We start from the raw sequence: 22,920 nt of genomic DNA, 5'->3' as shown, positions 1-22,920 counted from the left end.
AGGAAGAGGCAATTCTTCACTTCTTCCAATTACTTTCCAGCCTCGTCAATCCACTTCTGGATCTCATCAACAGAAGGCTTCTCATATCCGAGTTTATACTTCTTATTGATTTCACCCAACTTCTGTTGTAAGCCTTGCGCCTTCTCTCCCTTGATATCAGCAATTAGGTTGAAACCTGCCTTACGCAGCACATATACCCAATCTTCTGATACACCAAGAGCAGCCCAATCTTTGATTGAGTCTTGTGGAATCTTTGGTTCCGGCTTCATCTGAGGGAACAACATTACCTCCTGAATGTACTCCTTGCCAGTCATTAACATCACGAGTCTGTCAATGCCGATACCAATACCAGAGGTAGGAGGCATACCATATTGCAATGCACGTAAGAAGTCTTGATCAATGATCATAGCCTCATCATCACCCTTATCAGCCAAGTGCATCTGATCCAAGAAACGCTCCTCTTGATCAATCGGATCGTTCAACTCGGAGTAAGCATTAGCCAACTCTTTACCATTGACCATTAACTCGAAACGTTCAGTCAAGCCTGGTTTTGAGCGGTGCATCTTAGTAAGTGGAGACATCTCTACCGGATAGTCGGTGATAAAAGTAGGCTGAATATAAGTTCCCTCACAGAACTCTCCAAAGATTTCATCAATGAGTTTGCCCTTACCAAAGCTCTCATCTATGGTCTCCATCTTCAACTTGTTCAATGCAATATCACGTATCTCATCCTCTGATTTACCCTCTAAATCAAAGCCAGTCTTCTCCTTTATAGCCTCAAGAATAGGTAGACGGCGGAACGGAGCCTTAAAGCTTATCACCTTATCACCCATCTTCACCTCTGGTTTCCCATTAACGGCAACACAGATCTTCTCGAGTAACTGCTCTGTAAAAGACATCATCCAGTTATAGTCCTTGTACTGAACATAAAGCTCCATACAGGTGAACTCTGGGTTATGGAAGCGATCCATACCCTCGTTACGGAAGTTCTTACCAATCTCGTAAACACCTTCAAAGCCACCAACAATGAGTCGTTTCAAATAAAGCTCAGTAGCGATACGCATGTACATATCAATGTTGAGTGCATTGAAGTGGGTGATGAATGGGCGTGCACTAGCACCACCAGGAATACTCTGGAGGGTTGGTGTCTCCACTTCCGTGTACCCCGCCTCATCAAAGAATTGGCGCATTGTACGCAAGACTGTGGCACGCTTCAAGAAAGTATCTTTAACTCCATCGTTGACAACAAGGTCAACATAACGCTGACGATAGCGTTGTTCTGGGTCTTCGAACTTATCATAAGCCTCGCCATCTTTGTACTTCACGATTGGAAGTGGCTTCAAGCTCTTTGAAAGAAGAGTAATCTCTTTTGCATGAATAGATATCTCTCCCATCTGAGTCTTGAACACATAGCCCTTAACACCGATGAAGTCTCCAATGTCAAGGAGCTTCTTGAAGACCTTATTATACAACTCTTTATCTTCTCCCGGACATATATCATCACGGGTAATATATACTTGTATTCTTCCTTTACTATCCTGAATCTCTGCAAAAGAAGCCTTACCCATGATGCGACGACCCATCATTCGTCCTGCAATCGTTACTTCTCTTTGCTCCTCCTCATTGAATTGCTCTTTTATATCAGTAGAGTAAGCGTTGGTTGGGAACTCTGCTGCTGGGTATGGATTAATGCCCATCTCACGCAATTCTTGCAGGCTTTGACGACGTCCAATCTCCTGCTCTGACAATTCTAAAATGTTCATCTTTATAATAAATCGAGTATATTCTTATAATGTGCAAATTTACTAAAATATTCGCAAACTATGGTGCTTTTTGCCTTTTTTATAATGGCATTGCATAGGAAAGAGAGGTTAACTCTACCCCTCCCAGCCTACTTCAAGGGGAGGAATACCTAACGAAAAACAGTTAGGAAAAGCTCCTTTCACTTTGAAGAGGGCGTTCCTTCAACATGAAGAGAGGCTTTCTTTAATGCAAGGAAACGCCTTCGTTCAATGGAGGAAACGCCCTCTTCTATCCCACAATAGAATGATTAGAATAAGAGATATATCTCTTTAAGTTCATATATCCTGGTGCCTTACCGTCTACAAATCACGTTACGTGCAGAATAAACTAGGGCTTCTAATCCTACTATCGTGCTGTATTAAAGAGCTACTCCAGCCCTTCACACACAAAAACAAACCCTTTCGAAAAGGATTTCCAGTTGTTTTTAGTATCTTTGCAATACATTAAGTAAGATCGACATGAACGTAGAAAAGATTTGGAATAAGATTAAAGATGCTGACGGATTGAGCCGTACTTTGGGCATGGAGTTTATCTCTACTCCCGAACAAGACACGTTAAAGGCTCGCATGGCAGTGGATGATCGAAATAAACAGCCCTTTGGTTTTCTTTCAGGAGGAGCTTCGTTAGCCCTAGCGGAGAATCTAGCAGGAGTCGGTTCAATGGCTCTCTGCCCTGGAAAGATGGCTTTGGGAATCAATATAAGCGGTAACCACGTGAAGGCAATGCCGTATGGTGGAACTGTAACTGCCTTTGGCAAGCTCGTTCATAAGGGTCACACACTGCACGTTTGGCACATAGATATCAAGAATGATGAGGGTGAGCTCATCTCTACTGTGCAAGTTACCAACTACGTTATAGCACCGAAGAAAGATTAAATGGACGCATTTTTTATCTATCGTGAGCCTTTCGAGGAAGTCTGTCATTGCTATTCTCAACAAGAGGAACCCACTCGCTTTGGTTCACTAACAGAACTTGACGGGCATAAGGGGTTTGTGATTGCACCCTTCGTCAGCAATACGACTCATCCAATCTACTTACTTGATGGCAAAAGCGGACAATCATCAGTCTTGCCCTTAGATGGTAGTAAGGGCTTTGAAGCCATTCCGAACGGGCAAGATGAGGCTTATTTGGAGACCTCGGAAGTTGACCCTCGTATTCAATACCACAATGACTTCACTTGTTTCCACGATGAATTGAATCGCAAATCATTCCGCAAACTGGTATTGGCACGCACCATCGTGGAGAAGAAGGACGAACAGATGAATCCTAGAGACATCTTTCTCAAGGCGTGCGAATGGTATCCACGGTCGTACATTGCACTTTTCTACACTGCACAAACAGGTATGTGGCTCGTGGCAAGTCCTGAGATCCTGTTACGTGGAGACGCTACAAGCTACCAAACAATGGCTTTAGCTGGTACGATGAGATATGAGGGAGAGGAAATTAAATGGTCTGAGAAGAACCGAGAAGAGCAACAACTGGTTGCCGATTACATCCGAACTTGCTTACAGCCGTTCGCTAGCGACATTACGGAAAGCGAACCTTTCACTTCTCGTGCAGCCCATCTAGCTCATCTAAGAACCGATTTCTCTTTCCAACTCAAGGACACACAATGTCTCGGAAGTTTCCTAACTGCCTTTCACCCAACGCCTGCCGTGTGTGGTATTCCTAAGGATGAGGCACACAAATTCATCCTTCGTAACGAGCATACTGACCGCCTTTATTATAGTGGCTTCAGTGGGCTGCTGGGGGACAATGGGCTTGCAAAACTCTATGTAACACTCCGTTGCATGCATATCACTCGATCGGCTTGTCAGCTCTATGCGGGTGGTGGATTGTTAAAAGAGAGTATAGAAGAGAACGAATGGCAAGAGACAGAAGCAAAGCTCGCCACAATGCGACAGCTTATTCAGCAATAAAAGAAAATCAACTAACCTTCAATACAACTTATTGAAAATGTATAGTAACAAGGAGAACGTTAATATATTAACCGCCTTACTGGTAAAGTTTGGAATATCAAAGGCTGTTGTCTGCCCCGGTTCACGTAACTCTCCTATCGTGCATAACCTATGTACTTGCCCTGATATTGAGTGTTTTCCTGTGACGGATGAGCGGTCGGCTGGCTTCGTCGCATTAGGTATGTCATTAGCTGATAATGAGCCCGTTGCACTGTGTGTAACCTCTGGCTCGGCACTATTAAACGTGGCTCCTGCAGTGGCAGAAGCCTTTTATCAGAAACGTCCGTTGGTGATTATCTCTGGAGATAGACCTGCACAATGGATCAATCAACAAGATGGTCAAACATTACAACAGCATGGGGCTTTAGAACCAAACGTTCGTAAGAGTGTGACACTACCTGAACCACACAACGAAGAGGAACGTTGGTATTGCAATAGATTGGTCAATGAGGCTCTCAATGCAGCCTTATCTCAAGGGTTCGGACCCGTACACATCAATATTCCTATTAGTGAACCTCTTTTCAAATATGACGTTCCCAACCTCCCTAACGAGCGACAAATCATCTTGCACGAATCCGTTTCTGATAATACTGTTAGCTATGAACTGGCAGCAGAACTACTGCAAAGTGAGCGTCCAATGATTGTTCTTGGACAGATGACTCCTGAGGTTGTCGGAGAGACAATGGAGGCTCTTGAGGTGTTGAAAAGCACTGCTGTGGTCATTCAAGAGAAGTTGGCAGATGATAGTATTAGCCCTGCTCTCCCCATTGATGAGGCATTGATAAGAATAGGTAACGATGAGTCTTATCGTCCCGACCACCTTATATATATAGGAGGGACACTGGTTAGCAAACGACTGAAGCAGTTTTTACGAAAGTGCCAACCACAGGTTTCTATCGTTGTAAACGAGAGTGGGACTTGTTGTGATACCTTCATGCACCTAACGGACATCATTCAATGCTCGCAGGAAGAGATGATTGGTATCCTTGCTAACGAAGTGGATGACATGAGAGAGAAACCTTTTGTGACGCAATGGAACAACGTTTTCAATGAAGCCTACGCCATTCGAAAGAAGATACAACCCCGTTTTTCACAATTACTAGCCGTTAAAACTTTCCACGAGACCATCCGAAAAGAAGGTATTGATGGTGAATTCTTCTACGGGAATAGCTCTGCTGTACGCTTGGGAAACATCTTCTCTGATCAATACATCTATGTGAATCGTGGCGTGAATGGCATAGAAGGTTCGCTGTCAACGGCTGTTGGATATGCTATTGCACATCAGGAAGAAGAGGATGTGTACTGTATTATCGGTGACCTAAGTTTCTTTTACGATCAAAATGCACTTTGGAACCAGTGTTTGTCACCTAATCTTGGGATCTTACTACTCAACAATGGAGGTGGAGGAATATTCCATCAATTACACGGATTAGACTCTTCTCCATTCCGAGATGATATAATTTCAGCACATCATAATACTTCCGCTGAAGCCATCTGTCAAGCCCATGACATCGAATACATGGCTGCGCGCAATGCAGAAGAGTTATCGGAACGCCTCAAGGACTTCTTCAATGCAGAGGAAGGACCTGTACTCTTGGAGGTTTTCACTAACCCCGAAGAGGATGCACAAGCAATGGAAGACTATTACAAAGCCTTTTCCTAGTCAAGAGAAAACAACTAATTATCATTTAAAAATAAAACTCCAAAATAAAAGAAAAGCCTTATGAGCAAAAGAGAATGGAAACCCATCGAGGGCTTCAAGTTTGAGGAAATACGCTTCGAAGAGTTTAATCATATCGCAAAAGTTACCATTAACCGACCTCGCTATCGCAATGCTTTCACGCCAAAGACGGTCTGGGAGATGTCACAAGCATTCAACTACTGTCGCGAAGCACTTGATATTCGAGTGGTCATACTTACTGGTGAGGGTGATAAAGCATTCTGTTCTGGAGGCGACATGCACGTTAAAGGAAGGGGTGGATATGTAGGAGGTGATGGTGTTCCACGCCTTAATGTCCTTGATTTACAGATGCAGATTCGTCGTTTACCAAAGCCTGTTATCGCCATGGTAAATGGTTATGCCATTGGTGGCGGACATGTTCTTCAAGTGGTATGTGACCTCTCCATCGCTTCAGATAACGCCATCTTCGGACAGACGGGACCAAAGGTTGGATCCTTCGATGCCGGTTTCGGTGCTTCGTATCTAGCCCGTATTGTGGGGCAGAAGAAGGCTAGAGAGATATGGTTCTTGTGCCGTCAATACTCTGCAATAGAGGCAGAACGCATGGGATTAGTCAACAAGGTCGTACCCTTCGAACAGTTAGAAGACGAGTGTGTAGACTGGGCTAACACCATGATGGAGCGTTCTCCGTTAGCCTTACGCATGATAAAAGCAGGTCTAAATGCCGAGTTGGACGGTCAAGCAGGTATACAAGAACTAGCAGGAGATGCCACTATGCTCTATTACACACTGGATGAGGCTCAAGAAGGCGGAAAGGCTTTCTTAGAGAAGCGTAAGCCCGATTTCGATAAGTACCCACAATTCCCTTAATAGATAATTAGCCTCATTGGGCTAATTAAAGACCAATGAGGCTAATAAAATAGTTTACTTAATAAGGACTATAGAAGCTGATTGCCCAATTAGACTTATTAGCCTTATAAGCCCAATAATCCAACGGAAACATTATTATCAATAGCCCACAAACACTCATGGAGACACCTTTCTTACCACAAAAAGGCAACTATCGCAACCTAATCGCTTATCAGAAAGCCGAATGTATATATGATATCACCTATTACTTTGCCCACCACTTTTTGAATAGAGGGGACAGAACGATAGACCAAATGATACAGGCTGCCCGATCAGGAAAGCAGAACATCGCAGAAGGATGTGCTGCCTCAACGACCTCTGCAGAGACAGAAATAAAACTAATAAACGTTGCTCGTGCCAGTCTACAGGAGCTATTAATTGATTATGAAGACTATCTTCGTGTTCGAAACCTTACCAAATGGGATGCAGATGATAAGAATGCTATCATTACGCGGCGCGTATGTTCCAAACATAATGAGTCTTCTTTTTATCGTAATGCCATCCAAATACGCACAGATGAAACCATAGCTAACATTGCTATCACTTTACTTCATCAAGAAGATGTAATACTTAGAAGGTATTTAGACTATATCAAGGATGATTTTATAAAGCATGGTGGAATACGCGAACAGATGGCAAGAGCGAGGATTGAATATAGAAACAAAAAATAAAAGGAATTACTATGTACGAAATAAAAATATCCTCCCGCACCCTCCACTTCATCACCCCTGCAGGTACATCGAGGGGCGTTTACACAACGAGGAAGAGCTTTTATATAACACTATCAGACACGAATAAGCCTGGAGTAATAGGCGTTGGGGAATGTGCCACACTCCCTGATTTATCCTGCGATGCCATGTCTGATGATGAATATGAGCGTAAGTTGCGAATATTCTGTGATGACTTTTGCCATACAGGAAGCATTGACACGAATGCAATGAGGCCTTATCCGTCTATGCTCTTTGGCTTGGAAACAGCAAAGGCACAACTTGATGCAAACGGAAGTATTGACTTCTTCCACACGAACTTTGGTGCTGGAAAAGAGGGAATCACCATCAACGGACTCGTTTGGATGGGTTCCTTCGAAGAGATGTATCATCGTTTAGAAGAGAAACTAAAGGCAGGCTATCATTGTGTAAAGCTAAAGATTGGGGCAATAGACTTCGCTAAAGAGATTGAACTTATCCGTCACATCCGACAATCCTTCACACGTGCTCAAATAGAACTACGTGTTGATGCAAATGGAGCATTCACTCCTGAAAATGCCATGGAACGCTTGGGAGCATTGGCACAATACGATATCCACTCTATAGAACAGCCTATCCGACAACATCAATGGGCAAAAATGGCACAGCTATGTGACCTCTCTCCACTTCCAATCGCACTAGATGAAGAACTCATCGGAGTAAATAGTTATAACGAAAAAGAGCAACTACTCGACACCATCCGACCGCAATATATAGTTCTAAAACCTAGTTTGCATGGGGGGATGACAGGTGTGCGAGAATGGGTGAAGATGGCTAATGAACGGGGAATAGGCTCTTGGATCACCTCCGCACTAGAAAGTAATGTGGGGTTAAATAGCATTGCGCAACTTACAGCCGATCTATACAGACCTCACATAACAATGCCCCAGGGACTTGGAACAGGTCTTTTGTTCTCGGACAATATACCCATGCCTCTAACGATTAAAGGTGATCAACTCTGGGTGAAACAATAACGATTAGGGAATCAATCAACGAACAACAATGACGATAGAAGAGTTTCTTACAGAATGGAATAACGCTGACACGAGAGTGTTAGTGCATACCAGTGGATCGACAGGGAAGCCTAAACCACTATGGGTGGAGAAGTCTCGAATGTTAAACTCAGCACGCATCACCTGTGATTTCCTTCGATTGAAAGCTGGTGACACAGCACTCCTTTGCATGCCTCTGGACTATATTGCGGGTAAGATGGTAGTAGTTAGGAGTATTGAAAGAAACTTACGATTAATCAACGTAAAGCCCTCTGGTCATCCGCTCTCAGACGATTCTCTCCGCCAAGCCAACGCCCTTCAGGAGGAGATAACATTTGCAGCTATGGTTCCACTGCAGGTTTATAATTCCCTACAAGTGCCTCAAGAACGAGAGAGGTTACGTAAGATTAGGCAATTAATCATCGGTGGTGGTGCCATTGATGACCATCTCGCCGAAGCATTAAAAGACTTCCCTCATGCAGTGTGGAGCACATACGGAATGACGGAAACGCTCTCCCACATTGCCTTACGACGCTTGAATGGAGATTCAGCAAGCGATTGGTACGAACCTTTCGATAGTGTTGAAGTGAACCTAAATACAGATGGCTGCCTGATTATCAATGCACCCGCTGTATGTTCGAAGCCCTTAGTAACTAACGACAGAGCTGAACTTCAAACCATAAGTCTGTCGAATGGCAAACATAAACAAGTACGTTTCCGCATCCTAGGAAGACGCGATAATGTGATTGATTCAGGCGGTATAAAGATACAAATAGAGGAGGTTGAACGTGCCTTAAAAGCACATCTCACAGAGGAATATGCCATTACAAGCATAAGAGATAAGAAGTTTGGAGAGCTTGTAGTGCTTCTCACTACGTCTGAAGACACAGACTCTATCAATACAATCTGCCAACGTATCCTTCCTAAGTATTGGCAACCACGCCTCATCCTCCACACTACAAGCATCCCACAAACAGCCACGGGGAAACCTGCACGTGCAGAGATTAAGGCTTTGGCAGACACACTTTGCCAATAAAAAGCATGCTATCTATTTCACAACATGCCATTCTATTTGCTCTTCCGTCATGGCAACATTCTCCTCTCGGAAGCTAATGTTACGTGCTTTGGGACCCTCAACAACAATTTCAACTTTGGTTTTCACATTTCGTTTCAACGTCAGATCCTTGTGCTCTTGCACCACTGTTCCGTTCGCTTTAGTCCACTTCATCTCTAAAGGAGCTACCAACTGATAACCATCCTTAGTGGCTTCTACAATCTCACTGAATGCATAAATACTACCACCATCATAGCCTGTTTGACCACTCTTTTGGGCTAACTTCCATCCGAGATAATTAATCTCTAGCGTTCCTTCCTCTGGTGGTGTAATCTTAAAATGAAGTCCAAATACAGCCTTCCGCATATCTATTGTGAGTTCTTGGGAAGCTTTGGGATCTATGTCTTCTTGCGTTCCATATAGCTTAATCATCCTTGGATAACGCTGAATCTTCGTTTCAGAGATATTCGTTTCACCCTTTTGAAGATTACTCATATTATCCGTTTTCGACATAACAAATTGATTGGTTACTTTCGTAGGAAGATTCGCTCCATGCAAGAATGGGGCTTGATAGGATTTCTCCTTATTATAGAGATGGTCGTCACCTTCCACTACTTCGAGGCATTCAATCTTATATCTGTTGTCTTCAAACATTCTGATTGCAATCTTACTCGGGTCAGAGAACAAGCCATAAGCATATTTCTCATACAACTCCGAACCTACTTTCTTTTCAAAGACATTCACTGCATAGAGTTTCACTTTGCCCTCTTCTGGAACACTGGCGCCCCTTGATTGCACACCTGAAGACTTACTAATAAGTGGTTCTTCCATACTCTCTACACGTAGTTCTGTTGGGTGAATCCTTACAACACGAGTGACTCTATGCCTTGATTTATTGGTGTTCTTTTGCCCATCAGGATTATCAATTACAGACTTCTCACAGGCTACGAATAATAAAGAACATAATAGGATACACATCCAAGTAATTTGTTTCTTCATAATAAAAAGGTTTCTTTAGTATTGTTAGACATTATTAATTACCACTTGCAAGATAGATAATTAAAAGTAAGAACGCAAACGATTCGTTAATTATTTAACGTTAATTAATCCTTTAAAGAGTATTATATGAAGATATCATAAGCTTCAATTCTGTCAGAGGTAACAGACCTTAAAACAAGAGACTACGATAGATGGAAAACAAAGAGAGCCTTTCTTGCATATAAAGAGAGCGTTTCTTGGCATAAAGGAAAGCCTCTCTTCGAGGTAAGAAAGGCGTCTGCTCATTTACACCAACCGCACTCCACTAACCTTAAAAACTTATTCGTTTGTTTGTTCTAACCATTATTTTTTCCTAAATTTGCAGTCGCAAAACCAATACGTAATTATTAAATGGACGATTATCACGCGGAAACTTTCAATCAATAAGCGTGAGGATTACAACGAGATTGCTAATCCCCACACTTATTAAACATGGAGATTAGCAAATGAAAACATATTGGAATATCAATAGAACCTTGAGCCCCATTAAGGAATGGCAACCTAATTGTTGGATTCAAGTAACCTGCCCAACAGAGCAAGATCAGCAAGAACTAGAAGATACATATCATATCCCTGATTACTTCCTATCGGATATCAGCGATACTGATGAGCGTGCCCGTTATGAGTATGATGACGGTTGGATGCTTATCATCTTACGTATCCCCTACGTTAAAGAAATACGGTCGCGAACACCATACACAACCGTTCCTTTGGGTATTATTCATAAACGAGATGTGACCATCACTGTATGTAACTTCGAGACGAACATGATGCTTGACTTCGTTAGTTATCAGCAGAAGAGAAACGCTGGATTCACCGACTATGTCGACTTAATCTTCCGTCTCTTTCTATCGTCAGCAGTATGGTACTTGAAACGACTCAAGCAGATTAATACACTCATCGAGAAGGCTAAACGCAACCTAGATAAGGGTGTTGATAATGAGAGTTTGATAGGTTTAAGTAGACTACAAGACTCCCTCACCTATTTCATTACATCCATTCGTGGCAACGAGAACCTACTTGCTAAGCTGAAATTCAAGCTACAAGTTGATGAGCTGGATGCCGACCTTATCGAGGATGTAAACATCGAGATGTCACAGGCGAGAGAGACTACTAGTATCTATTCGGACATCTTGGAATCAACGATGGACACGTATTCTAGCATTATTAACAACAACATGAACACTGTGATGCGTACGCTTACTTCGGTGTCAATAGTCATGATGTTGCCAACGTTAATATCCTCCCTCTTTGGTATGAACCTTATTAACGGTATGGAAAGAAGTACATGGGGTTTCCCCATAGCAATGCTCTTATCCGTTGTAGTCTCCGCTGCTTCATGGTGGATTTTACGCCGTAAACGCTTACTTTAGAGGCTAGAAACAAAAAAAGAAGATAAAAATTAGGTATATTCAGAGATTTTATCTAAGTTTGCAACTGATATACTTTAATATGGTTGCGAAGGCTCAATATTTATTGAGCCATTCGTTATCTAATTTGCGGAAAACCCGAATCACAAACAAAAAGTGAAATGATGGACTCTCAAGAGAATGCCCTTAATCAGGGTACAGAAGAAGTAAAGTTGTCTGAAGAAGCTGTAGCTAAGGCTCCAACAGAGCAGAATGAAGCAACAGCTGAAGGCCTAAATCAGTCAACTGAAACACAATCTAAGTGCGAAGCAGAAACCTATTCTGCAAAGACATATAGCACAAAGAAGGAAATCATAGAGCGCCTTAAGGCTATTGTTGATAGTGACGATACCCCCGAGAAAGCTGAGGTTGACCATCTGAAAACTGTATTCTATAAGCTACACTTCGCTGAACGTGAAGCACAGCAGAGGGCTTATATAGAGAATGGTGGCGACCCTGAGAAGTACCAAGTACTTCCAGATGAGGATGAAGAGGTATTTAAGGCAGAGATGACCATCATTAAGGAGAAACGCCAAAAGGCATTCCTTGCAATCGAAGAAGAGAAACAGAAGAACCTCAAGAAGAAGGAGGTTATCATCGAGAAGATCAAAGCGATGGTTACAACTCCTGATGAGGCAAACAAGAACTTCCCTGTATTGAAGACCTTACAACAGGAATGGAAAGAGATCAAAATGGTTCCTGCTGAGAAGGCAAACGAGCTATGGCGCAACTATCAACTCTATGTTGAGCAGTTCTACGACTTGTTGAATCTCAATCGCGAAGCACGTGAATACGATTTCAAGAAGAATCTTGAGAAGAAGACGAAGCTGTGTGAAGCAGCAGAGAAGTTGACAGAAGAGAAGGATGTCATCAGTGCCTTCCATCAGTTACAAGAACTTCATCAAGAGTATCGCGAGACGGGACCAGTTGCAAAAGAACTTCGCGAACAGATTTGGACACGCTTTAAAGCAGCAAGCACCATTATCAACAAGCGTCACCAACAGCACTTTGAAGCTATCCGCAATAGCGAAGAGGAGAACCTTACAAAGAAGACTGCTCTATGCGAGAAGATTGAAGAGATCATCAAACAAGAGAATAAAACGTCATCCGATTGGGAGAAACATACAAAGGAGATTATCGCTCTTCAACAGGAATGGAAGACGATTGGCTTTGCTCCACAGAAGATGAACGTAAAGATCTTCGAACGCTTCCGTGCAGCTTGTGATGACTTCTTTACACGCAAAGGCGAGTTCTTCAAACAGTTGAAAGCACAATTTGCTGAAAACGCAGAGAAGAAGAAAGCACTCGTTGAAAAGGCACAAGCTCTGACTGATTCTACCGATTGGAAGGCTACATCCGATAAGCTCATCGCATTACAAAAGGAGTGGAAAACGATTGGTATGGTACCTAAGAAAATTGGTGATCAGCTTTGGAACGACTTCCTAACAGCTTGCAACCACTTCTTCGAGGCACGTAACGCAGTACACGCAGGGGCGCATAGCGAGGAACGTGAGAACCTTGGGAAGAAGAAGGAGATTATTGCTCAACTAAAGGAATTGTTTGATAAGACCGAAGAAGGCATCCAAGAGAAGGTTCAACAGCTCACTGAAGAATATAATAAGGTAGGACATGTACCTTACAAGGAGAAGGATAAGTTGTATAAGGAGTATCATGAGGTACTCGATAAGTTGTACAAAGACCTTCACATATCGGCTTCTCGCAAGCGTGTAGATAATTTCCGTAACAACTTAAAAAAGGTGGCTAGCCGAGGTACTGACGCTCTTGATAGTGAGCGTGGTCGTTTGATGCGCCGCTTTGAACAGCTCAAACAGGAGATTAACACCTATGAGAACAACCTCGGTTTCTTGAGTATCAGTTCTAAGAAAGGTAATAGTCTCATTGACGAAATGAACCGCCGTATCGAGAAACTCAAGAATGATATGAACGAAGTAAAGCAGAAGATAAAAGCTATCGACGCAGAGAATAAGTAATTGATTATTGTATGCAAAGATAGTAGAAAATACTAACGAATAAGGAAAGATGGGATATGCCAATAGTAGCATATTCCATCTTCTTTTATGTCCTACTATTATATATATAAGGTGATAAGGCGTCTCTCCATATTAAAGTAGGACTTCGACATGCGTGAGAAATAGTTTATAGTCATTCTATCAACAGGAGTTAGCAATGCTGTATATACCAATTATAAATAAAACTAAATTTATTTTGCACTTCATGCCATTTGCGTTAACTTTGCAACTCATATTATATAACAAGACTGAATGAAAGAAACTAAAAGATTAGTAGAGCTTATTACAAAAGGAATCCAAGATAAGAAGGGACATGGCATAGTAATTGCAGATTTATCAGGGATTGATGGTACCATCTGTAACTACTTCATCATCTGCCAGGGTAACTCAACCCAACAAGTTGAAGCCATTGCTGAATCGGTAAGCGATTATGTGCGTGAGACGATTGGTGAGAAGCCTGTCAACTGTGCAGGACTTGGTAATGATCAATGGGTAGCGATAGACTATGTGGATGTAATCGTCCATGTATTTCTTCCAGAGACACGTGCTTTCTATGACATAGAACACCTATGGGAGGATGCTAAGCTGACTTACTTACCAGACATAGACTAGGTATAAAGCCATCTAATCACCCATTTATTATTTCATAATTAATCAAACTTCAACAATGGACAATTCATCCCCCAACAACAATCCCAATATGCCTAAGATGCCAAAGTTCAATATGAACTGGCTGTACGTATTGGTTCTCATTGCCCTCGGAGTAGTATTCTTTGCCGGTGGCAATAGCTTCTTGTCAAGCAGCGCAGGCGTTGACAGAGATTACACAACATTCAAGCAATATATTGCCAAAGGCTATGGTACGAAGGTAGTCATCAACAAGAGCGACAACACCTTGCGTATGTATGTTAGTCCAGACCACATCCGTGACATCTTCAAACAAGGTACACAACAGGTAGGAAAGTCCCCATACGTAAATGTTGAGATTGGTTCTGTAGATAAGGTAGAAACCTTCTTGGATCAAGCTGTAGCCCAGAAGAAGATAGCCAGCTATAGCTATGAGAACAAGTCAGGCAATGGCTTTATGGATATTCTCATCTCAATAGCTCCGTGGCTATTCTTCTTTGGAATATGGTACTTCCTCATTCGCCGTATGGGAGGCGGTGCCGGAGGTGGAGGAGGCGTCTTCAGTGTGGGCAAGTCAAAGGCTAAGCTCTATGAGAAAGCTAACGAGATGGGGATTACCTTTAAGGATGTTGCTGGTCAGACTGGCGCAAAACAGGAGGTACAAGAGATTGTTGAGTTCTTGAAGAATCCAAAGAAATACACCGACCTAGGTGGTAAAATTCCTAAGGGAGCACTGCTGATTGGTCCTCCTGGAACGGGTAAGACATTGCTAGCAAAGGCTGTTGCTGGTGAGGCTGGCGTACCCTTCTTCTCTATGAGTGGTTCCGATTTCGTTGAAATGTTCGTCGGTGTTGGTGCGAGCCGAGTGCGTGATGTCTTCCACCAAGCTAAGGAGAAATCACCTTGTATCATCTTCATTGATGAGATTGATGCCGTTGGCCGTGCCCGTTCAAAGAACCCTGCAATGGGCGGTAATGACGAACGTGAGAACACACTTAACGCCCTTCTTACAGAGATGGACGGCTTCGGCACAAACTCTGGTGTGATTGTTCTCGCAGCAACCAATCGTGTTGATATGCTTGATAAGGCTTTGCTTCGTGCAGGACGATTCGACCGCCAGATTCACGTAGACCTACCTGATTTGCCAGAGCGTAAGGACATCTTCCTCGTTCACATGCGTAACTTGAAGCTCGACAAGAACCTTGACATCGACCTCTTAGCACGCCAGACGCCAGGATTCTCTGGTGCCGACATTGCCAATGTATGTAATGAGGCAGCCCTTATCGCAGCCCGCCACGACAGCAAGGAGGTAGCAAAGCAAGACTTCCTAGATGCTGTTGACAGAATCATTGGTGGTTTGGAGAAGAAGACAAAGGTAATGACTACCGCCGAGAAGCACACTATCGCCCTCCATGAAGCAGGTCACGCTACAATCAGTTGGTTCTGCGAACACGCCAACCCATTGGTGAAGGTGAGCATTGTACCACGTGGTCAGGCTCTCGGTGCAGCATGGTATCTCCCAGAAGAGCGTCCTATCACAACCAAAGAACAGATGTTGGATGAGATGTGCTCATTGCTCGGTGGTCGTGCAGCAGAGGAGCTATTCACAGGTCATATATCAACTGGTGCGATGAACGACTTAGAGCGTGCAACCAAGAGTGCATACGGTATGATTGCCTACGCAGGTATGAGCGACCGCTTGCCTAACATCTGCTATTATAATAATGACGAGTACAATTTCCAGAAGCCATACTCTGATACAACAGCAAAGATGATCGATGAGGAAGTGCTGAAGATGATTAACGGACAGTACGATCGTGCTAAGCAGATTCTCACTGAGCACAAGGAAGGTCACAACCGCCTAGCCCAACTGCTCATGGAACGTGAGGTTATCATGGCTGAAGACGTTGAAGAGATATTCGGTAAGCGTCCTTGGGTGAGTCGAACAGAGGAGTTGCTAGACCAAGAGGCTAAGTCGCAACCTAAGTTGGAGGATATGCCTGAAGCTGTAAAGCAAGCTCAAGCAGAGCACGAGGCACAGCAGAGAGCACTCAACAACAATGCGACAAAGGCTGAAGATGACATCGAATCAAATAACACAGCAGAATAAATAAGACGCCATGAGTGATAAACTTAAGAACCTAATCATACGTGCCCTCACTGGGATCGTATTCGTTGCTATTATGGTGACGAGCATCATCAACCCTCTACGACTCACGTGTCTCTTCCTCATCATAACGGGAGCAGCCATGTGGGAATACACGGGATTGGTGAATAAAATAGATGGTGTAAAGGTCAATCGAATCATCTCTACCGTAGCAGGAGCCTACTTCTTCTGCGCAGTAACAGCCCTACAAGTGAATATGGTGAGGGGATTTATCGTCTTCGTACCCTATGTTCTCACCCTTATCTACCTCTTCGTTGCAGAGCTCTACCTACAGAATAAGAATCCAATGCATAGTTGGGCTTACACAATGTTAGGTCAGATGTACATTGCCTTCCCCTTCTCAATGATGAGCGTGTTAGCCTTCCAGCAGAAAGGCTATGGTATGACAACCTTCGATTATCTCCTACCATTGAGCATATTTATCTTCCTTTGGGCAAATGACACGGGTGCTTATCTTAGTGGCTCACTCTTTGGCAAGCACAAACTCTTCCCACGCATCAGCCCGAAGAAGAGCTGGGAAGGAAGTATTGGAGGGGGTATCCTCGTACTGATTATCGCTGGTGTGATAGGCTATTATGCTAATTCAGGCAATAACACTCACCTCCTCAGTATGCCAGAGTGGATAGGTCTGGGACTGGTTGTCGTTATCTTTGGCACATGGGGTGACCTGGTTGAGAGCCTGCTCAAGCGCACTATCGGTATCAAAGACAGCGGTAATATCCTACCAGGGCATGGCGGAATACTCGACCGATTCGACTCATCGCTCTTAGCAATACCCGCCGCAACGGTCTATCTTTACACCCTGTCTATATGCTAAGAAGATAGATAAAACCATCTCCGAAGTAGATGTTTAAATACCAATCAAGTAAGGACAAACAGCGCAATCAGTCCTTACTTGATTGCGTTTTATCCGCCTCTTCCAGCCCTCACATCTCTCACTTCATGCGTTAGCAAATAGGATGAACGGAGGAAGTAAATACCATCTTTCAAGAAATATAACGTCACTTTAACCGATGAAACATACAACTTAGCTTTTTGTACACACTTGTACAATCCATTGTCACGCTGAAAACAATTCATTGTCACGCATAAGACAATCCATTGTCACACTGAAGACAATCGATTGTAACAATAGGAGACAATCGATTATACAGCTAGTGTATAATTGAGTATCACCTATGTGATACTCGAATATCATCAGCGTGATACCCGAATATCATGCGTATGATACTCAATTATACCGCTGTGTAGAATCCGTTATAATACAGAATTTAACCCATCTAACTAATGACTATTGTCACACATTCAATATGAAACAAAACCTCACAATAGCCTATCTTAAAGAGGCATTCACGCACTATAACCAGCTTATCTTTCACGGGGAACTTCCCTTGCCTGCGCTTAAATTGTCGAGAGGCAAGACCCGTCTCGGGCAGATGGCATGCAAGCGACGAACGTATTGGAGGCGCACCATTTATTCCGATTACACCATTTCCATCTCCACGTACTATGCGTTAAACAAGGAGGAGATTGATGATGTGCTCATTCATGAGATGATACATTATTATATAGCTTACACGGGGCAGAAGGATACTTCGGCACATGGCGTTATCTTCCGTCAGATGATGGATGATATTAATCAGCGTTTCGGTAGGCACATCACCATATCCACACAAACTAAGGATATTCCTACTCGCATTGCGCAAAAGCCTAGAAAGTTTCTCGTGTTGGCATTAGAGACGATTGACAGGCAATACTTCCTCTCTTCTGTTATGCCGTCAGCAGCAAGAAAGGTTGCCCATCTGGTGAGTCGAAGTAAGGACATTATGACGTATAACTGGTATTACACTTACGACGAATACTTCCGTGACATGCCTCGTGTTCGGTCGCTTCGTGGTCGTAAGGTATCGTTGGAAGTATATATAGAAATGAGAAGTAAGATGGAACGCATAGGATAGGTTCCATCTTACCAAACTATTAGGACAAAGGTTAGCGATAACCTTTATTCTGTTTCAAACTCTTATTCAATGCCATAACACGAGTTGGGATGGGGAACACAATAGTGTGCCGATCCGCCTCATTCGTGCTATTTGTCTTCTGGTCATACGCCCGATGGAACAGGTCATAGCGTATGAGATCGTTCCGCCTCCAGCCTTCCCACATCAGTTCCATCAGTCTTTCGGCTAAGATGTTATCGAGGGTAGCTTGCCTATACCCCATCCCACTGCGTTGGCGAACAGCATTTAGTTCGTTATCAGCAACCTCCCCGTTACGCGCTTTTGCTTCTGCCTTCATCAAAAGTACATCGGCATATCTGAAGAGTACGATGTCGTTATCGGGGCTCTTACCATCGTTATATGCGTTCCTATCCACCTCGTATTTCGCCATCCGGGCACCTGCTGTCTTGATAAATGGGCTATTCGTTAAATTCACCTCGACAGCCAATGGCATGTAGACTAGCGGTTCGCCATCTTCAAGACGTACAATCTTCCCATCGACGCGCACCGTGTCAGAATATAAATTAGCTGTATATCGCTTGTCAACCTGGCTCGTTCCGTAACCGAAAGTACGCACAGCGGTAAGCGTTGCACAGGCACCATTCTCAGAGGAAGTGCCCACTGCGCCACCATGCGCATAGTGACGAGAGCGGAAAAGATACTGAAATTGATTCTTATAGAGTATCTTGTTCATCGGAATCACAAATATATTCTCTACTGATGTCTCATTGTGTACGGCGAAGTTACTGCTATAATCGCTTGCTAACGTGTAGCCGTCTGCCGTTATCTTATCGCAATAATACTGGCAAGCCTGCCACGCATTCAGCTGCTGCCCATCAATGGTGAAGAAGATATTAGTCCCGCTTGGACGCTGGTTGTCAGTCCAATCAGCATCCGTATATACCTCCGCATTGAGCATTAACTTAGCCAATAGGAAGTCGGCGACAGGCTGTGTGACACGCCCATAATAGGCTCCTTCCAAGTTACTATGTTCCTTCGGTAGGAATGGTTCGACCTCTTGTAGCTCTTTGACAATGAAGTTGAATACTTCAGGTCGACTACTCTGCTTGCTGTCCTTCATGTTATCAATCGTGCTGGTAGCCAAAGGTACGTTACCAAACATATCCATGATATAGAAGTAGAACAATGCTCTCAAGGCTCTCACCTCTGCCTGATAGGAAGTGTATTGGCTCTCGGTGAGCAAGTCTCGCTTCTTATCTATGATCCTCAAAGCGTCATTACAGAACACAACCACCTTATAAAGATACTTCCATGTGTCGTAAAGCGACTGGTCATCAGCCGTCCAACGATGCAGATAAAGGTTCTCCCAGAAGCCTCCATCGTACCAATCACCTCCTCTAACAGGGATGATTGCCTCGTCAGAAGTCAAGGTGTTATAATCATAAACGCCCCTATAAGTGCCTTGCAAGCCCTGACTATCGGCATTACCACCAATATAATTATATAATGTAGCAACGGCATTCACATACACATCCTTAGCTGATGTGAATACTTGGTCTTCGTCCAAACTCCCTTTAGAGTGCTCGTTCAAGCAACTAGAGAATGTCAAGATAGCCGCAAAGAGTAGTAAACGTGGAATATATCTCATGCTGTGAAGGGTTTAAAATATTACTAGCTTCCATTAGAACTTAACGCTTAGTCCCACCGAGAAGGTGCGATAAGGAGGATAAGTTCGCTTGTCATCTATGCCTAATGTGTTATCTACTACGTAACTATTTATCATTGGTGTCAATCCACTGTAGCCCGTGATGGTAGCAAGGTTATTGATGTTGAATGATAAACGCAACGACTGGATGTACTTGTTCTTAATAGGAGTATTCCATCCAATGGTGAGATAATCGAAGTTAAGATAGTCTCCCTTCTCCAACCAATAGTCGCTCACATTCTGGTCAACGATGTTCCGTTCTGGTGCAACAGACAGCACATTATAATCAGGGAAGTTAGACATATTGAGGTATGAGAGCGTCGTTCCGTTGAATATCTTATGCCCGAAAGCTCCGTTCATCTGCAAGGTTACATCGATATTCTTATATCTGAAGCTGATATTAGAGCCGAGGGTCATCTTTGGAGTAGCCTGTCCTGCAATATAACGATCACCATGATCACTAAGATCTATTGTGCCATTGTTATCTAAGTCAGCAATGTCATACTTCATGTGCCCATGCCCGTTATCAACGAGTCCCTTGCAGTGAGGAAGATAGAAAACGCCCAGTGGCTGCCCAACAATCTGATACAAGATGTGGTTATTACCCCCATGAAAGCCCGCACCATCCATTGCGCCAATAGGAGTAATCTTCGATGCTGTCATCTCGTGACCCTTATAATTACCACTCAAGGACAATAGTTTATTCTTCTGCCAAGCCATGTTAACATTGATATTCAGTTCCATGTCCTTTCGAGCAATAGGCACAATACCCACACCAAGCTCAAATCCACTATTCGACATAGAGCCTATGTTCGCCAATAACTTATCAAAGGCAAAGTCAGGAACAGGCACATCATACTCATAGAGCATGGCGGTTGTCTTAGAATAATAGTATTCGGCGGTCAAGAGGAGGCGGTTATTAAAGAAACCCATATCCGTTCCTATGTTGAAAGTACTGCGTACCTCCCACTTTAAGTCAGGGTTACTATTACGCAAGATACCCATTGTTGTAGTTGGAGTTCCATTATACGAAACAACCCCAATAGGTGTATATTGCTTTAAAGAAAGGTAAGAACTGATAGCTCCAAGGTTACCCGACCTACCATAACCAGCCCTCAAATTGAGTAAGCTAATTGCTCTCACGTTACGCAGGAAAGCCTCTTTCTTCATATTCCACGATGCTGAAATAGAAGGAAAGAAGCCCCATGTGTGGTCTTTACCCACCATTGATGAGCCATCGGCACGCATAGACATATTCAGTGTATAGCGATCCAAGAGATTGTAAGAGAGTGTTCCCATGACGGATGCTAAACTAGGATCAGCATAGTTACTGCCTGTACCCTCATAAAGACGAACAGCTCCCGCCCCGAGGTTATCATAGCCGAAGAGGTTACTAGTCAATCCCTTTACTTCCGTCCAGAAAGCCCTTGTCTTGCTCTGTTGATATTCACCCAAAAGAGTGGCAGAGAGGGCTTGATTGTCCCAACTATGCTTCCAATCAAGTTGGAGATTACCTAACAGATCCTCCGTTTTACGCTCTCCTCTATAGGCTCTTCCTTGTGCCCATACCCATGTAGGAGCGAACTTCCCATTCTCGGTTGATGTATAGGAATAAGAGCCCAAAGCCGATAGCTTCAAGTCATGTGACAGCAGATATTGTAATTGCAAATGAGTATTGAAAGTTAGATTCCGCTCATCGTTACGCTCCTTTAATAGCGGTGCGGGGGCAGCAATCTGCGATGAGTTGCTATTGCGTTGCCACCCATCTCCCACCTTATGAAAGGCTAGTGTAGGATTCATAGACGCTGCCGAATAGACAAGCATGTGCAGGTCATAGACCTTATTATCCTGTTGAGACGAGCCAAAGACACCAAAGTCTATCTTCAACTTTTCGTCAAATGCCAACTGAGAGATGTCTAGCTTGGCGATAAAGTTGTTGTAGCTTCGATTCTTAATAACGGTTTCTCCACGCATATAACCTAATGACGCACGATAATTCGACTTATCACTACCACCGCTAAAGGCTATATGATGTGTATTTAGGAAGCCCGTTCTGGTAATTTCCTTTTGGAAGTCTGTATCAAAGCCTCCATCATTATAAACCAATCCCAACGCTTTGGCAGCATTCCTATACTCTGTCGCATTCAGCATTCGAAGTTGTTTATAGACTGACTCAAAGCCTATAGTTCCATCATAATATATCTGGAACTTACCTCCATGACCGCGTTTCGTCTTTACTTCAATGACACCAGAAGCACCACGAGAACCATACTTTGAGGTTTCTGAAGCATTCTTCAAGACTGTGAAACTCTCAATATCTGCAGGGTAGATGGTTGAGAGTGTGGCTAGGTCGGAAGATACTCCATCAATGATAACGAGTGGGTCGTTGCCACCAGTTAATGAAGTAGTACCACGGACACGCACACTTGTGAGCATTGCCATTCGGTCTTGTCCGTTAGATACCATATTTACACCCACAACCCTACCTGATAGAGCGTCAAGTGCCGAACTTACCAATCCTTTATTCATTTGTTCTGCTCCCACCTTTGCCATCGAACCAATGATAGGCAAGGTATCATTTACGTGGAATAAAGGTTGCGTTTGAACTTTTCGAGTGCTCCTATGTCTCTTCTGCGCTTGTGCAACCCCTATTGAATGGGTCAACAAAAGGCAACAAGCAATTGAACGTACTATGATGTACCGACTAGTCATATTATGGATAATAAATGTTATGTATGCCGTTATGTGTAGCAAATATACATAAATTTTGATAGATAACACGCTCATTAAAGGATTTTTTGCTAATTTTGTTGGTGCTTACCTCATACGTGTTACGTATATAA

At 43.4% G+C, this 22,920-nt stretch carries 17 protein-coding genes; 13 read left to right on the top strand and 4 right to left on the bottom strand.

Annotated features, from left to right (window positions below):
• Positions 1 to 29 precede the first annotated feature (29 nt).
• Positions 30 to 1,763, bottom strand: coding sequence for a lysine--tRNA ligase (lysS, locus tag O3603_RS04085; protein WP_155715678.1), 1,734 nt, complete (start codon positions 1,761 to 1,763; stop codon positions 30 to 32).
• 498 nt (positions 1,764 to 2,261) lie between these two features.
• Between lysS and O3603_RS04080 the strand changes: the two genes are divergently transcribed.
• The 7 genes from O3603_RS04080 to O3603_RS04050 all read left to right on the top strand — a co-directional run bounded on the left by O3603_RS04080 (position 2,262) and on the right by O3603_RS04050 (position 9,125).
• Entirely contained in the window at positions 2,262 to 2,678 is a 417-nt protein-coding gene (locus tag O3603_RS04080; RefSeq protein WP_371520815.1) for a PaaI family thioesterase, read from the top strand.
• A complete protein-coding gene (locus O3603_RS04075; protein ID WP_371520812.1) occupies positions 2,679 to 3,722 on the top strand; it encodes an isochorismate synthase in 1,044 nt (347 codons plus the stop codon). It begins immediately after the preceding gene.
• A 37-nt stretch (positions 3,723 to 3,759) separates the two neighbouring features.
• Complete coding sequence (gene menD / locus O3603_RS04070; protein WP_371520809.1) at positions 3,760 to 5,424, top strand: 2-succinyl-5-enolpyruvyl-6-hydroxy-3-cyclohexene-1-carboxylic-acid synthase; 1,665 nt, start codon at positions 3,760 to 3,762, stop codon at positions 5,422 to 5,424.
• A 60-nt stretch (positions 5,425 to 5,484) separates the two neighbouring features.
• Positions 5,485 to 6,312 carry a 1,4-dihydroxy-2-naphthoyl-CoA synthase gene (gene menB, locus O3603_RS04065; RefSeq protein ID WP_004382423.1) on the top strand — a complete coding sequence of 276 codons (828 nt, stop codon included), beginning with the start codon at positions 5,485 to 5,487 and terminating at the stop codon, positions 6,310 to 6,312.
• 158 nt (positions 6,313 to 6,470) lie between these two features.
• A complete protein-coding gene (locus O3603_RS04060; RefSeq protein ID WP_018910601.1) occupies positions 6,471 to 7,022 on the top strand; it encodes a four helix bundle suffix domain-containing protein in 552 nt (183 codons plus the stop codon).
• 11 nt (positions 7,023 to 7,033) lie between these two features.
• Entirely contained in the window at positions 7,034 to 8,071 is a 1,038-nt protein-coding gene (locus tag O3603_RS04055; RefSeq protein WP_371520807.1) for an o-succinylbenzoate synthase, read from the top strand.
• A 28-nt stretch (positions 8,072 to 8,099) separates the two neighbouring features.
• The gene (locus tag O3603_RS04050) at positions 8,100 to 9,125 is read left to right on the top strand and encodes an AMP-binding protein (RefSeq protein ID WP_371520804.1); all 1,026 of its coding nucleotides are present in this window, start codon (positions 8,100 to 8,102) and stop codon (positions 9,123 to 9,125) included.
• A gap of 12 nt (positions 9,126 to 9,137) precedes the next feature.
• Here the strand turns inward: O3603_RS04050 and O3603_RS04045 are convergent, their stop codons facing one another.
• Positions 9,138 to 10,142, bottom strand: a complete 1,005-nt coding sequence (locus O3603_RS04045; RefSeq protein ID WP_371520801.1) for a hypothetical protein — start codon at positions 10,140 to 10,142, stop codon at positions 9,138 to 9,140.
• A gap of 485 nt (positions 10,143 to 10,627) precedes the next feature.
• Here O3603_RS04045 and O3603_RS04040 point away from each other — a divergent pair, with 485 nt between their 5' ends.
• The 6 genes from O3603_RS04040 to O3603_RS04015 all read left to right on the top strand — a co-directional run bounded on the left by O3603_RS04040 (position 10,628) and on the right by O3603_RS04015 (position 18,372).
• Positions 10,628 to 11,554 (top strand): magnesium transporter CorA family protein, encoded by a 927-nt coding sequence (locus O3603_RS04040; protein ID WP_004382418.1) that lies wholly within the window; start codon positions 10,628 to 10,630, stop codon positions 11,552 to 11,554.
• 158 nt (positions 11,555 to 11,712) lie between these two features.
• On the top strand, positions 11,713 to 13,581 hold the full coding sequence (locus O3603_RS04035) for a DUF349 domain-containing protein (protein ID WP_371520799.1): 1,869 nt from the start codon (positions 11,713 to 11,715) through the stop codon (positions 13,579 to 13,581).
• A 291-nt stretch (positions 13,582 to 13,872) separates the two neighbouring features.
• A complete protein-coding gene (rsfS, locus tag O3603_RS04030; RefSeq protein ID WP_018910596.1) occupies positions 13,873 to 14,232 on the top strand; it encodes a ribosome silencing factor in 360 nt (119 codons plus the stop codon).
• A gap of 55 nt (positions 14,233 to 14,287) precedes the next feature.
• Positions 14,288 to 16,357 carry an ATP-dependent zinc metalloprotease FtsH gene (gene ftsH, locus O3603_RS04025; RefSeq protein WP_371520795.1) on the top strand — a complete coding sequence of 690 codons (2,070 nt, stop codon included), beginning with the start codon at positions 14,288 to 14,290 and terminating at the stop codon, positions 16,355 to 16,357.
• A 10-nt stretch (positions 16,358 to 16,367) separates the two neighbouring features.
• A complete protein-coding gene (locus O3603_RS04020) occupies positions 16,368 to 17,231 on the top strand; it encodes a phosphatidate cytidylyltransferase (RefSeq protein WP_314518112.1) in 864 nt (287 codons plus the stop codon).
• 493 nt (positions 17,232 to 17,724) lie between these two features.
• Entirely contained in the window at positions 17,725 to 18,372 is a 648-nt protein-coding gene (locus tag O3603_RS04015) for a SprT-like domain-containing protein (RefSeq protein WP_009435378.1), read from the top strand.
• A 31-nt stretch (positions 18,373 to 18,403) separates the two neighbouring features.
• On the opposite strand, the gene O3603_RS04010 is transcribed toward O3603_RS04015, so the two are convergent.
• Both O3603_RS04010 and O3603_RS04005 read right to left on the bottom strand, forming a co-directional pair.
• The gene (locus tag O3603_RS04010) at positions 18,404 to 20,020 is read right to left on the bottom strand and encodes a RagB/SusD family nutrient uptake outer membrane protein (RefSeq protein ID WP_371520792.1); all 1,617 of its coding nucleotides are present in this window, start codon (positions 20,018 to 20,020) and stop codon (positions 18,404 to 18,406) included.
• Positions 20,021 to 20,053: 33 nt separating this feature from the next.
• Complete coding sequence (locus tag O3603_RS04005; RefSeq protein WP_371520789.1) at positions 20,054 to 22,789, bottom strand: SusC/RagA family TonB-linked outer membrane protein; 2,736 nt, start codon at positions 22,787 to 22,789, stop codon at positions 20,054 to 20,056.
• Between the last annotated feature and the right edge of the window lie 131 nt (positions 22,790 to 22,920).

The organism is Prevotella sp. 20925_1_30, assembly GCF_041433025.1.
GTDB classification, from domain to species: Bacteria; Bacteroidota; Bacteroidia; order Bacteroidales; family Bacteroidaceae; genus Prevotella; species Prevotella vespertina.
This window is presented reverse-complemented; position numbering and strand designations above follow the sequence as displayed.